Source organism: Streptomyces sp. BK79, from assembly GCF_044142145.1.
In the GTDB taxonomy this organism is placed as follows: domain Bacteria; phylum Actinomycetota; class Actinomycetes; order Streptomycetales; family Streptomycetaceae; genus Streptomyces.
Genome location: NZ_JBHVOC010000030.1, coordinates 31,861 through 45,281 on the forward strand (window position 1 = coordinate 31,861; position 13,421 = coordinate 45,281).

Below are 13,421 nucleotides of genomic sequence, written 5' to 3' on the forward strand. Positions count from 1 at the left end.
GGGTTCACAGCGGCAGAGTTATGCCCAGTTGCTGCATGGCGCTGGACGGGGGGCCGCCTTCGGAGCGCTCGGTTTTGTAGCCCTTGACGCAGGCTTCCAGGGTCCGCGGGTCTACGGCCTCGGCGGGGGCGCTCTTGGCGTAGAGGCCGTCGGGCTGGCTGTCGCGGTCGTGGGGCAGGAGCCAGAAGACACGGCGTCGGAAGGTCCCGGAGGCCCGGGAGGCCTTGGCCGTGGGGGCGAGGATGGCGTAGCCGACCATGCGCCCGTCACGATGGTAGGCGGGCTTGCTCTTCCGGGTGGGCAGCCGGTCCAGGCTCTGGCGAACGTAGTCGAGGTCGTCGATGTCTTCGAGCCAGACCAGCTGGCTCTCGTGACTGATCTCGTCTTCTGTGATCAGGGAGCTCATGCGCCCGAAGCCCTTTCCTGGTCCGTGAGCAGGCCGATGCCTGGGTAGTGCTTGCGCTGATTGGAAAGGATCATCTCCTTCGGCGAGGCCAGCCCGACAAGCTCCCGGGTGCGGGCCGCGAACGTCCTGGAGGACATGACCGGTGCCCCTTCATTCTGGCACCAGGTCTTGTACGCGGCGTAGAGCGTCGTCTGTTCCGCTCGCAGATCGGGCCCGAGCACACAGCTCTCCTCGTAGAAACGTCCGGTGTGGTCTTCGGTCTCGGCGTAGGCGCTGGTGGCGATGCGGACGCGTTCGGGACCGGTGAGGTCACGGTCGCCGGCGAGGTAACGGCGTGCGCCGTCGATGAGCCAGCCCAGGATGCCGGGGCCTTCCTCGGTGACGAGGATGTCGGCGAGGTTGTCGATCTTCCGGTGGTCGGGGACGACACGCTCGAAGGGGATCAGGCGCATACGGCGCCAGAAGGCGAAGCCTCCGGTGCCGACCTCGGGGCGGTGGTTGCCCAAGAGCCAGAGTTTGTGCGTGGGTTCGAAGCTGAAGAAGTCCTGACGCATCCGGCGGGCCTTGATGCGGTCGCCACCGGTGAGGAGCTTGACGCGGGCCTCGTCGAACTTGTCGCCGGGTTTGACCTCGGAGCAGACGATGACTCGACGGCCGTGGAGCTCGGCCAGGTCCGTGGGGTGGCCTTCGTAGGGCCGGGCCATCAGGAAGCCCGGTGGGGCGGCGTCCGCGTAGTCGCCGAGGAGTTTCATGAGTACGTCCAGGAGGACGGACTTGCCGTTCTTGCCGGAACCGAACAGGAAGGGCAGGACCTGCCCGCCGACGTCGCCGGTGACGGAGTATCCCAGCAGGAGCTGCAGGTAGTCGATCATCTCCCGGCCCTCGGCATCGGCACCGAAGGTGTCGGTCAGGAACCTCTCCCAGCGGGGCGTGGCGTTGTGCAGGGGTCCCACGGCGGTGGAGCGGGAGTGGAAGTCCTTGTTGGGGTCGGGGGACTTGAGCAGTCCGGTGCGCAGGTCGACGATGCCGTCCGGCGTGCACAGTGCGTACGGGTCGGCGTCGAGGCGGGCCGCGTTGAGGACCATGCCGGGCGCCGACTTGGCCTGGGTGAGCATCGCGTTGATGCCGGTGGTGGACAGGGCGCGGCGTCGGTGACTCTGCAGGGCGGTGGTGGTGAAGACGCCGCGGGGGTCGTGGGTGGCGATGGACTCGGCGAGGTCACCGGCGGCCCACAGCACGGTGTCGTCCTCGTCCATCTGCCAACGGGTCGTGTCCCATCGGTACCAGCCGATGCCGGGGACGTGCCGGTAGTCGTTGGTGTAGAGCCTGACGAAGAGTTTGGCGTTGCCGCGGTCGGACAGGGTGTCGGGCAGGAGGCCATCGGCGGTCGCCGTTCCGCCTGCCGGGACGGAGGGTGAGCCGGCCTGGGTGGGGCGGGGGACGGCCGTGGAGCCCTGCGCGCGGATCTGCGCGGCGACGGCTTCGGGATCGAACTCGAAGAGGGTCTCGCGCCGGGGCGACGTCACTGGCGCCTCCCGTTGTCCTGGAGGGGGCGGTTCAGGCCCGCGGCGAGGCCACTGCGGATGATCTGCTCGACTCGGCGTTCCTGTCCGGGGCGGGCCGTCCTCGCGGCCTGCCTCAGGGCTTGCTCGGCCGCCTCGTGGGGCAGCCGGCCGGCGGCGACGAGCCCGCCGAGCGTGTAGGCGGCGCGATTGAGCGTGTCCGAGAACGCTGCCCCCTCGGAGACCTGCCCGCAGGCCTCGACCGGGGCCAGGACCGACGCGAGGAGGTTCTGGTCGCGTCCGCCGCCCGCGGCGAGGACAGCCTGCCGGGCGCGGGGAGGGACCGGCCGGGGCGCGGGGATGCTGGGTGCGGGTAGATGACCGGTGCGTTCCAGTTCCTGAGCGAGCCACAGGGGCAGCCCCGCCGGTTCACGGACGCTGCCGAGGGGTGTGTAGACGCCCTGCCGGGTGGTGGTACCGGGGGCGATGATGTAGCTCCCGTGGGCTCGGATGTCGACCTGCCAGGCAAGCGCCCGACCGGGGCTGGAACCGACGGACGACTGCCAGTGCCGGGCATCGCCGGTCCGGTACCAGACGTGGAGCCCTCCGGAGGGGGTACGGACCCGTAGCGTGGATGCGTCGTCGGCAGGGCTTGGCTGGCCCCTCAGAGCGGCCAGGACGGCGAGGGTGTGGAAGCCGTTGGCCAGCCCTGTGAGGTCGATGTGGTCGGCGATGGGGATGCCGGGCAGGATCCGGTCCCGGGTGGGCGGCTGGACGGGGTGGGCGTCGATGTCGATGACGACCAGTCCGGCGCGGCCGCAGGAGACGCCGATGCCGAACCTGGGGTTACTCCCCCACCATCGCTGGATGCGGTCCTGGTCCAAGGTGGCGGCGTGGAAGCCGTGGCACCAGCGACCCGCGGGAATGCAGGGGCAGTCGGCGGGTGCGTGCGGGCGGGCGCGACAGTCGCTGCAATTCGCGACGGGCGTCTTGCGTCCGGCAGCCAGGGGGTGCACTGGCCAGCCCTTGCGGGCACACCATCTCGCGGTGGCGAGCGAGAGCTCAGCGACCGAAGTCTCCTGGGCGGGCTGTCGTGAGTCGCTGCGAGGAAAGCGCAGCTCAGGATGCATCTCTCTCCCCCATCAGCGACTGAAGCGACTCAACGATGGACACAGACTAGCGAACGTGCTGGGGGCGGGCGTGGAGCCTGGGGAAAAGTCCTGCTACGCCGTGTCGGTGAGGGGCAGAACCGGCCTGTAGCGACTGAGGTGAGAACCCCCAGCGACTGACGCGCTTCAGTCGCTGTCAGAGTCGCTCGGAGAACCAGCAGGTCAGAGGCGTTTCAAAGATCCAAAAGCGACTGAAGCGACTGAAGCCTTCTATATATGACGCACACACGCGCGCACGAATGTCTTCATATACCCGGAACTTCAGTCGCTTCAGTCGCTGTTCCGCTTAGAGACCCCTTCTGACCTGCGGTTTTTCTGAGACTGAAGGAGCGACTGAAGAGTCGCTGAGTCGCTGGTCTTCAGTCTCAGAGGCATGGCTTCAGTCTCAGAGCCCTTGAGAGGCAGCGACTGAAGCTGTCGCAGCGACTGGAGACCGCAGCTGCTGTGCTGGTGGTCCTGAGCCGTGGTGTCTGAGGGGGCGTTCGCTGAGAAGGCGTCCGCTGAGGTGGTGTCTGGAGGCCGGTGCAGGCACGGTGTTGTCGGTGCCTCGTGTCGGTTTCGGTCCGGTGGCCTCCTTCTGAGGGCCACTCCCCCGTACGCTGGCTATTACGGCGTAATAGCCAGCGCCTGAACCCAACTGGAGATGACTGACTAACGTGTCGATGCCTCGATAGGTCGTTGACGTTAGTAAGGTGACCCCATGAGTTCTCCAGTCACCTCCAGCGACCGCGAGAAGGTCGTCTCCAAGCTGCCGGGATGGCTCCGGCAGAACCTCAAGATCAGAGCTGCTCAGCACGGCATCGAGATCCAGAGCGCCGTCGAACAGGGCGTCAGGGACTGGTGCAGCCTGGCCTCCACCACGGGAACCGTCGACACCGCGGGCGCGGACTCCTTCGCCACCTTCCTGCCTCAGGGGCAGTGGGAGGAGTTCCGGCAGGTCGTCGCGGACCGCCGTGTCTCCCTGATTCAGGGCCTGGCCCAGTCCGTGCAGCTCTGGCTCGACTCGCACCCGGCCCCGGACGTCGCCCGTCCCGAGATCACCCGGCGCATCATCGTCTGCAACCAGAAGGGCGGGGTCGGGAAGACGGCCATCACGGCCGGGCTCGGTGAGGCCCTGGCCGAAGACCCCAACGCCCTGCACAGCGTGCAGATCGCGAAGGCCCTCGCCAAAGCGCTCCGGGCCAGCGACACCGAGTCCGACCAGACTCAGAGCAATGACCCTCTCGACATCGAGAAACTTCCAGGTCTGGGGCTCCGTGTCCTTCTGGTCGACTTCGACCCGCAGTGCCACCTCACCAACCAACTCGGCGCAAGCCCTCTTCCCATGAACGGTGACAGCCTCACCAACCACATGGCGGGAGACCCCAAGGGCGATCTTCGGGACCTCATCGTGTCCATCGACGACGACACCTTCGGCGGTCGCCTCAACCTTCTGCCGGCGTGCAACGACGCCTTCCTCCTCGACGTGCGCCTGTCCGCCGTACGTGCCCGAGAGGCGGCCCTTGAGCGGGCGCTGGCTCCGCTCGAGGCCGATTACGACGTCATCGTCGTCGACTGTCCTCCCAGCCTTGGCCTCAGCATGGACGCTGCCTCCTACTACGGCCGTCGCCGTGACGGCGAGAAGCCCGGTCAGTCCGGCGCTCTCATCGTGGTCCAGGCCGAGGACAGTTCCGCCGACGCCTACGAGCTGCTCACCACTCAGATCGATGATCTGCGTAACGACCTCCAGATCGACGTCGACTACCTCGGCATCGTCGTCAACCTCTACGACTCCCGCCGCGGCTACATCGCCACGTCCTCGCTCCAGGGATGGGTCGACATAAAGGATCCCCGGGTCGTCGGACTCATCGGAGACCTCAAGGAACAGAAGGAAGCCGTCCGTATGAAACTGCCGCTGCTGTCGTACGCCCCCAAGTCCCAGCAGGCGATCGGGATGCGCGCACTGGCCAGGGAGATCGCATGAGCAAGGCCGACCGGCTGGGCGCCGGCCGATTCGGTGGGGGCGCGCGCCCTGTCAGCGCCCGCCGCCAGGCGGTCGCCGCCGCTACAGGCGTTCCGACCGAGGGCATCGCCCCACCCACCGAGTTGTCCCCGTACCGCATCAGCCTCAACCCCGACAATCCCCGTACCACCCTCGGTGATCTCACCGACCTGGTAGGGAGCCTGAAGACCCACGGCCAGAAGCAGGCGATCACGGTCATGAACCGTGATGCGTACATCAAGGCCAACCCGGAGCGTGAAACACACCTCGAGCCCGACATCACCCACGTGGTGATCGACGGCAGCAGCCGTCTCGCCGCGGCCCGCGAGGCCGGCCTCGCCACGGTCAAGGTCATGGTCAGCGACGACGAGGGCAGCACCTCCGAGGAGCTTCTCGAGTCCGCTCTCGTCGCGAACATCCACCGCCAGGACCTCGAAGAACTCGATGAGGCCCGTGCTCTGCAACGGCTGCTGGCCATTCACGGCAGCCAGACCGCCTTGGCCAAGCGGCTTCACCGTTCCCAGGGCTGGGTGTCTCAGCGCCTTGCCCTGCTCAATCTCACGCCGGAACTGCAAGCCCGGATGGGGAGCGAACCGATCGACCTGCTGCGCGCGGTGGGCAACAAGCCCGCAGCGGAGCAGGAGACGGCTCTTCAGGCGCTCAAGGAAGAGCGGGCGCGCAAGGAAGCCGAGAGAGGGCAGAGGCGCGGTGGCAAGCCGGCTGATACGCGCGACAGGCCAGTGGCCGAGGAGCCGCGGCAGCCGGAGAAGCCGGAAGGCTATTACGGCGTAATAGAGGATGCCGAAACAGACGCGACGGCAACTGGTCAGATCGATGGGGAGCAGCCGCTGCCCCAGGCTGTGCCAGAGCCACGAACGGACAAGGCCTCGCCCGGGCCTCTCGCTCACAGCGCTCGCGAGGAAGTACCCGTCCGAAGGATTCCCTACGATGAGCCGGGCACGCTCGCCATGCTGCTGGACCGGAAGATCGAGAGTGACGAGAACTTCTTCGCGCTGCTGCGGTTCCTCAGCGTGAAGGCAGCGTCCCGCAACCCCCACCGTCTCGCAGAGCTGGTGCAGTCGCTCACCGAGGATCTCTCCGCTTGAGCGGAATGACCTGGGAGTGGGGGAGGGGGCCGTTTTTTCAGGGCGCGCCCCCTCCTCGTGAAGATGGCGAGGCGTCCGAGAGGTCGTCAGGTGCTCCGGCCAACAGGGAACAAGGAAGCGTGGCTGAGACCGGGACACGGTTGCTGTGGCATACGCGCGCCTGCTCGGTCGGCTGCCCGCATCGCCGGGGCTGACTTTCGGTGGTGCGGGAGCGATGCGCGGGGGAGCGGAGCAGGTTTCGGTTGGATAGTCCCCGACCATGCCGACACCTGCACTCTTATAGTGTGGCCCGCTTGCGTTTCCGCAGATCAGAGGCATAGTCGTCACCGCTGAACATGACTCCGGCGACAAGTTCAGAGCGCGCAACTTGTCAAGGTAGACATGCAGCTCCGTCTTGATTGCGACCTATGTGCGCAATGCTGCTACGGCCCTCGAAATTGACTCCCCCGTCATGTTCGGCGCGCGCAACGCGCACATAGGTCGCGTCGTTGCTATCTATGTGCGCAATAACTACTGTGCTCCCCGTCTAGGTTTCGATCTTGAGGAGCACATAACGCCATGTCAGCGCACGCTCAAGGTGACCCTCGGCGGTCACCGGGTTCGTCACCTCCTCGCGCGCCGAGTCCGAGCAGTCCCTACGCGGGCGCCCTCGGCCCCCGGAAGAACGTCGTCGAGCTTCCTCAAGGGCATTCGGCGTATGTGCAAGCCCCTGTCACGGCCGGCGAGTTCATCGGCAAGTACTTCGCCCAGGACAGTCTGGAGTTCCTCCGCTGGGCCGCTCGGTACTTTCGGGACGACAACGTCACTCTGTGCGTGCTGCTCTACCTGATGGGCAGCCAGGAGGTGGGTGGGCACGTCGAACTGAAGCAGGTGGACATTGCCGAGGCCCTGGAGATGGACCCCGCGCAGGTGTCGCGCGCCCACACCAAGCTCAAGCGTCTGGGTTTGGCCTACTCGCCCAAGAAGGGATCCGTGCAGCTCCAGCCCGCTGCGACCCTCCGGGGAGGGCTCAAGGTCGTCGACAAGCCTGTCCGAGGCGCGGCCAAGCGGCAGGTCAAAGTGCATGTGGATCAACTGAGTCTTCTCAACGACCTGGTCGTGGACCAGGACGTTCCGGAGGAGTTCAGGAAGATGGCCTTTCCCGGCGCGCGTCTCCCGGAGCCCAGGAGGACGCGCAGGCGCAAGGGCAAGCAGAAGCAGAAACCGGAGGCGTGAAGATGAGGACTGCAGCGTCTGTGAATCCCGAGCCGCCAGAGCTGACGTACGGCACCTTCAACGGCTTCGCGTACATGCCCGCGATGCCCGGGATCGCCTACCGAGTACTGTTCCGGCTCCTCGGGACGCAGGAGCCCGGGGGACGCTGCCTCGTTACCGAGGACGACCTGGCCGACGCGTTGGAGGTCCACCGTTCCCTGGTGGGGCGCGGGCTCCAGGCCCTCATCCACGCGCGGCTCGTGTTTCGTCAGACCAAGGGCGTCTATCTCCTCAACCCCATGATCAGCGGGGGGAGGAGCATCACGGAGCACCTGGAGGCGATCGGGTCACTCGACCCGGACGACCGTCTTGACGTCGACGACTATCAGGAGCGGTACGACACGGCCGTGGCCCAGGCGAAGCTGGAGAAGGAAGCGAAGCGGCTGGGGCGCAAGACGGCCGGTTCCGTTCCGGCCGCCGAGAAGGCGACCACTGCTGAGACGGGCGATGTCCTGCAGTTCTCGGCTGCGCGGAGGCGGGCGCGGCGCAAGCCGTCTCAGTAGGGCTACCGGGTGAACCGCTGAACCACTGAGGCCCCCGCCGGAGCGGGGGCCTCAGTGTGTCTAGATTTCGGGGACAGCGTACATCGCACGCAGGAGCGGTGCCATGCCGGGCGCTCGTCTCGCGACGTCTGAGGCATGGCTCGTCTTTCGTACGCCGTTCGTACGGGATAGGTACGGGATGCGTACGGCTCTTGGATAGGGTGGTGGCAGGAGGTGCCCATGTCGGAGTTGTTCGACGCGGTCGATGCGCTGGTCGCGTCGCGTTCGCCGCTGCCCCCGCCGGCGGAGCGTAAGCGGCTGCGCCAGGCGCACGGGCTGACCCTGGACGAGGTGGCCGCCGCGCTGAAGGTGCGCCGTGCCACGGTCAGCGGGTGGGAGTCGGGCAGGACCGAGCCACGGCCGCCGGAGCGGGACGCGTACGCGCGGATGCTGAAGCAGCTCGCGGATCTCTATCCCGCGCCCGCCCACAGCGGTGTGCCCGAGCAGCAGCAGACGCCGTCCGCCGCCATGCCTCCCGCTGCCGCCACACCTCCTGCCTCCATCACGGCTTCGCCCGGGAACGAGGACGAGGGCACGGACACGCCACCGGACTCCGCCCCGGCTGCCCCGGTCACCGCCGCTCCAGCCCCCGCTGCCCCCGCACCCGCCGCCCCAGTCCCCGTGTCGCGTCCGGCGCGCACCTCCACCTCGGCGACGTCGTCCCGCCGTCCGGGCGCGCGGCAGGCGGAGGCGGCCGGGACCCCGGCGGCAGGTACGGGTGCGGAGTTCGCGCACGGGCCTCTCGCGGTCATCGACGTGGCCGACGGCCAGGTGTCGGGCTACTGCGCCGGTGGGCTCGTCCTGGACGTGCCCGCCAAGTCCCTCCCGGCCCTGGTCGACTGGGCGCTGTGCGAAGCCCGTCTGGGGCAGCCGAGGCTCTCCGGACCGGGCAAGGACGCCGACCCGCTGCTCGTGCTCACCGAGGCCGCGCTGGAGCGATACGGCCTGCCCCGCACCCTCACGGACGAGGAGCGGCTCGCCGGGCGGATCCCGGAGGGGCACAAGGTCGTCCGGCAGCTGGCACGCGCCGACTGGAAGCTCACCAAACGCGGGTTCGGGCCGTGGGCGCGGATCTACCGTCCGGCACAGGGCTCGAAGCGGGCCTGCGTGCAGCTGTGCGTCCCGTCGTGGCACGCGCTCGACGCCCGGCACTGGGGGGACGCCGCCGCGCTCCCGCCCGCCGAGCTGGCCCGGGTGCTGGGCGTGTACGCGTCCCGGGTGATGACGCCGCGCGGCTCCACCGCCGTCACCGGCCTGGAGCTGATGACCGCCCTGCACCCGCCGACCCGTGCCTCCGCGCCCGACGCCGACGGCACCCGGTGCTCCGAGCACAACCCTGGCAGCCTCGGCAAGGATCCCGTCGAGCCGGCGCCCTGCGAGGCGCCCGACGGTCACCCGCTGCTCAAGGACCTGCCGCGTTTCCACCTGCGGGGGCCCGAGGAGAAGCTGTTCGAGGAGGCGTGCGACTGGGCGCGGCCGCTCACCGACGGGGAGTGCATGCGCCGCCACCTGGTCGGCATCGACGTGAACATGGCCTTCGCCGCCGGTGCCAATGGTCTGGTGGTGGGGACCGGCGCGCCGACGCACGTGAAGGCCCCGGTGTTCGATGCGAAACTGCCCGGTTCTTGGCTGGTCGACCTGTCGCATGTCGACCTGTCCCGGGTGCGGATCGCAAAGGACAAGTGGGCGGACCTGGACGGCGGTCTGCTGCCGAGCCCGTTCACGCCGACGGGCGAGCGACCCGAGGGCCCGGCCTGGTACGCGACGCCGACCGTCGCCTACGCGGTGGAGCTGGGCTACGACGTACGTCCCGTGGAAGCGTGGGTGCGGTACGACAACGGCCGCTACCTGGACAGCTGGTACGGCCGACTGCGCGATGCCTACCTCGCCACGATGGCGGACCTCGGTGTGCACGCGGACCTGGCGCCGGCCGAGTTCCTGGCGGCCATGGACGGCTACAAGGAGCGTGACCCGGAGCTGGCCGTCGTCGTCTCGGCGATCAAGGCGACCGTCAAGGGCGGCCTGGGGAAACTGCGGGAGCGCCCGCGCGGGGAGGGATGGCGTCCCGGCGAGCCGTGGCGGGCCCTTTCCCGTCCGACGTGGCGGCCGGACATTCGCGCGGCGGTCATCTCCCGTACGCGGGTCAATCTGCACCGGAAGATGGTCAAGCACGCGGCGTTCACCGGGCAGTACCCGGTAGCCGTGCTCTCCGACTGCGTCGTGTATGCGGCCGACGGGGCGTCGCCGCTGGACTTCCTGCCCTACCGGGACGGCAAGCCGCTGCCCGGCGGTTTCAAGCTGGGGGTCAACCCGGGTCTGGTCAAGCACGAGGGCACCCAGACCGTGCTGTGGGGCGAGGAGGTCCGCGAGCGGTTCGACGCCCCGGAGCTGAACCTCGCCCGCTACATCAAGGACGGTACGGTCACCGACGTCGACACCGGAGAGTAGGAGCGGGTGATGGCCCTGTTCGGGGACGGCCTGGAGGCCGCGGTGCAGAAGGCGTTCACCCGCCCGGTGCCCAAGAGCGCGGGCGCGCAGATGCGTTACCTGGTCAAGCAGCTCAAGGGCACCAGGTCCGTCGCGCAGTTGCTGGGGATCACCCAGCGCACCGTGGAACGGTATGTGAGGAACCAGATCAGGAAGCCGCGCCCGGAACTGGCGGCCCGCCTGGAACGCGAGGTCCGGCAGCGGTGGCAGCCGCAGGTCAGGGCCGAGGCCAGGCGCAGGGCGGCGACCACCGGGGGGATCGTCATCGACACCCGGGCGCGGATCGGGTACACCGCGCCGGTCGGTACGACGGACGACGCTCGTGTCCGTCACCTGACCGTCGCGCTGCTGCCCCAGCACGCCGCACGTCTCTTCGACGCCCAGCAGGCGGGCGCCGGCGAGCAGCGGCTGCGGCAGATCGCCGCCGAGGGCCTCAAGGAGGTCTACTTCCAGGAGAGCGGCCGCCGCGCCGGCTCCCTGGAGGAGATCCGCTTCACGGACGTGGAGCAGATCGAGTTCGAGCTGTAGGGGGATGGCGGGGCGGTGACGACGCGCTGGTTGTGTGACTGAGCGCTTCAGTTGGCGAGTGAGTGCGCGAGTTGGCGAGTGCAGCGGGCTGCGTCGACGCGTCCAGCCCGGGCGCATCGGCAGCGGCAGCATCACGTCCCGCAGCAACACGGCCACTTGGATGGAGGAGTCCGATCTCGGGGTGAGCCGGAACGCGGCCTGGCGGGCTGAGCGCTCTGGTTGGCGAGCTGAGCACTGCGGCTGATGGGGGAGTGATCTCTGTTTGGCGTCGGTATCTGCGGATGTCGTTGCAGGGCAGGTGCATAGGATCGCGGGCATGGCACTACGGCCTGTCCTGGTGAACATAAAGGCTCTTGATGACTCGGCGGTCGGCCGGTTCTGGGCGGAGGCGCTCGGCTGGAGGGTTACCGGTGGGGGATCGGGCGCGACCGCTGCCAAACCTGTCGGCTTCGATTGGCTGGACCCGGTCGGCGTATGCATTGACGTCATTGCCGTCCCGGAACCCAAGACGGCAACGAAGAACCGTGTGCACGTCGATCTCGCCACCACCTCTGCGGCCCATCAAGCGGAGTTGGTCGCGCGCCTTGAAGCTCTGGGTGCGACGCCCGCCCACGTGGGCCAGGGCGACGTGCCGTGGACGGTCCTTGCCGACCCGGAGGGCAACGAGTTCTGCGTGCTGGAGCCTCGGGAGATCTACCGCGACACCGGACCGATCGCCCGGGTGGTGGTCGACTGCACGGATCCGCGGGCCATGGCCCGGTTCTGGGACGAGGCGATGGACTGGACCCTGCACGAGGTGACGGACGACCAGGCGGTGTGGCGCTCGGCAAAGGGTGTCGGCCCGTATCTTGAGTTCCTCCGCTCGCCCGACGTGAAGACTGTGCCGGACCGCGTCCATCTTGACCTGGTGCCGGACCCCGGTGACAACAAAGCAGCGGAGGTCGCCCGGCTGCGGGCCCTCGGCGCCGCCGACCTCGACGTCGGCCAGGGCGACGTCCCGTGGACGTGCCTGACCGACCCGGAGGATCACGAGTTCTGCGTCCTCGCCCGGTCCTGACGCGGAGTCTTGGCCACACCCCGACACGCGCACCTCGCCTACTCATGCGCCACCACCCCGGGCCGGCCGGGCTGTAGCGTCCCGGTCGATCCGGGTGGCGAGAGCTTGAGTGTCCGGGCGAGATCGGCTTGCTCACCGACCACAACGCTCAACTCGCCGACCGAAGCGCTCAGTCACAGGTTGCGCGCACTGGTTTCAGGGCTCGGTGTACGTGAAGTCGTACGGGGCCCAGTCGGTGACCCGGCGGTATCCGAGGCGTTGGTAGAGGGCGTTGCTGGTGGGGTTCGCTGCGTTCGTGTACAGCACCACCTCCGTGGCACCCGCGGCGAGCGCGGCCCGGCTGACCTCGGCTGTGACGGCGGCCCCGTAGCCGCGGCCGCGGAGGTGGTGCGGGGTGTAGACGGGGTCCAGCCGGACCATGCCGGCGACCATCGGGTTGAGGCCCGCCATGGAGACGGGGGTGCCGTCCGGGGTCTCCCAGAAGGTGTAGCGCTTTTCGGCGAAGCGGGTACGGGGCCAGGAGGCGGCGTCGATGGTGACGGACTCCCCGAGGTCGGCGGCGAGTTCGCGGCACCAGCGCATGAGGTGCTCGTGGTCCGGGTCGTCGGCGGGCCGGCCGCGGCCGGGCGGGTGAGGGTCGGGCGGGGTGAGGGTGCCGAGGCGGTACAGGTGCATTCCGACGCGGAGGGTAGGCCTCGCTGCGGTGTGCCGCTGCCAGGCCTCGGCGAAGGCGGTGGCGGTGGCGTGGTCGGCGGTGACCCCGGCGAGGGTGTGGCCGAGGCCGGTCAGCCGGCGGGCGAGGCCGTCGGCCCGCTCGGGGGAGAGCCGGGTGAGGGTCAGCCGGCGGGTCGGCGGGCGGTAGAAGACGGCCTGGACGTCGCCGTCCGCCTCCAGCAGGCCGAAGAGGACGGTGCCGGGGACGTACGCGTCCGGGTGGGTCCGCCATTTCTCCAGCACCGTGAGCGGCGTGTTGTGCAGGACGGGCCGCGAGCGGAGGAAGGGGCCCGCCCGGTCGAGGAAGTCGTCGATGTCTTCGGTGAGGTGCCAGGCGTCCGGAAGCATGCCTCATGATCCCGGACGGGTACGGGCCGGGGGAGGGGTTCGTCGAAGAGGGCGGTGAGAGCCCGGTGTGCCCGGCAGGGGGTTGCACGGTCGGCTCGGTATCCGCTTGAAGGGTCCTTGAGTCGCTCCGGTCGCTCAGCCACCGCGACGGCTGGGGCGGCGTGGGCCGTGGAAAAGTGGCGGGAACGCGACGGCCACCGGGGTGACAGCGGCGGGAGTGGAGGGCGGGCGCTCCGGTCGGTCCGTCAAAGCCCCAGGTCACAGCCTCTTTTGGAGGGCGCCAGCGACTGAAGCGACGCAAGGTGCGGGTCCGGGGGTGAGCAGCGG

General features: G+C 68.8%; 11 protein-coding genes. 7 read left to right on the top strand and 4 right to left on the bottom strand.

The genetic code is table 11. The features are described from left to right. Positions 1-4 precede the first annotated feature (4 nt). The 3 genes from ACFIF2_RS31160 to ACFIF2_RS31170 are packed head-to-tail and all read right to left on the bottom strand — an operon-like array spanning position 5 to position 2,924. On the bottom strand, positions 5-406 hold the full coding sequence (locus ACFIF2_RS31160) for a DUF6009 family protein (RefSeq protein WP_225654841.1): 402 nt from the start codon (positions 404-406) through the stop codon (positions 5-7). Next, positions 403-1,932 (bottom strand): phage/plasmid primase, P4 family, encoded by a 1,530-nt coding sequence (locus ACFIF2_RS31165; RefSeq protein ID WP_395576613.1) that lies wholly within the window; start codon positions 1,930-1,932, stop codon positions 403-405. The genes ACFIF2_RS31160 and ACFIF2_RS31165 overlap by 4 nt, the downstream gene beginning before the upstream one ends. Further along, entirely contained in the window at positions 1,929-2,924 is a 996-nt protein-coding gene (locus ACFIF2_RS31170; protein WP_395576614.1) for a bifunctional DNA primase/polymerase, read from the bottom strand. Before ACFIF2_RS31170 ends, ACFIF2_RS31165 begins: the two co-directional genes overlap by 4 nt. Before the next feature lie 853 nt (positions 2,925-3,777). On the opposite strand from ACFIF2_RS31170, the gene ACFIF2_RS31175 reads away from it, so the two are divergent. The 7 genes from ACFIF2_RS31175 (at position 3,778) to ACFIF2_RS31205 (ending at position 12,032) form a co-directional block, all read left to right on the top strand. Then, complete coding sequence (locus ACFIF2_RS31175; RefSeq protein ID WP_395576615.1) at positions 3,778-5,040, top strand: ParA family protein; 1,263 nt, start codon at positions 3,778-3,780, stop codon at positions 5,038-5,040. After that, entirely contained in the window at positions 5,037-6,164 is a 1,128-nt protein-coding gene (locus tag ACFIF2_RS31180) for a ParB/RepB/Spo0J family partition protein (protein ID WP_395576616.1), read from the top strand. Before ACFIF2_RS31175 ends, ACFIF2_RS31180 begins: the two co-directional genes overlap by 4 nt. Positions 6,165-6,863: 699 nt before the next feature. Then, positions 6,864-7,379, top strand: a complete 516-nt coding sequence (locus tag ACFIF2_RS31185) for a hypothetical protein (protein ID WP_395576617.1) — start codon at positions 6,864-6,866, stop codon at positions 7,377-7,379. Between the two features lie 20 nt (positions 7,380-7,399). Beyond that, entirely contained in the window at positions 7,400-7,921 is a 522-nt protein-coding gene (locus tag ACFIF2_RS31190; protein ID WP_395576618.1) for a hypothetical protein, read from the top strand. 219 nt (positions 7,922-8,140) lie between these two features. Continuing rightward, the gene (gene tap / locus ACFIF2_RS31195; RefSeq protein ID WP_395576619.1) at positions 8,141-10,408 is read left to right on the top strand and encodes a telomere-associated protein Tap; all 2,268 of its coding nucleotides are present in this window, start codon (positions 8,141-8,143) and stop codon (positions 10,406-10,408) included. Between the two features lie 9 nt (positions 10,409-10,417). Continuing rightward, entirely contained in the window at positions 10,418-10,975 is a 558-nt protein-coding gene (tpg, locus tag ACFIF2_RS31200) for a telomere-protecting terminal protein Tpg (protein ID WP_395576620.1), read from the top strand. 316 nt (positions 10,976-11,291) lie between these two features. Further along, entirely contained in the window at positions 11,292-12,032 is a 741-nt protein-coding gene (locus ACFIF2_RS31205; RefSeq protein ID WP_395576621.1) for a VOC family protein, read from the top strand. A gap of 195 nt (positions 12,033-12,227) precedes the next feature. Here the strand turns inward: ACFIF2_RS31205 and ACFIF2_RS31210 are convergent, their stop codons facing one another. Next, positions 12,228-13,094 carry a GNAT family N-acetyltransferase gene (locus ACFIF2_RS31210; protein WP_395576622.1) on the bottom strand — a complete coding sequence of 289 codons (867 nt, stop codon included), beginning with the start codon at positions 13,092-13,094 and terminating at the stop codon, positions 12,228-12,230. Positions 13,095-13,421: the final 327 nt, after the last annotated feature.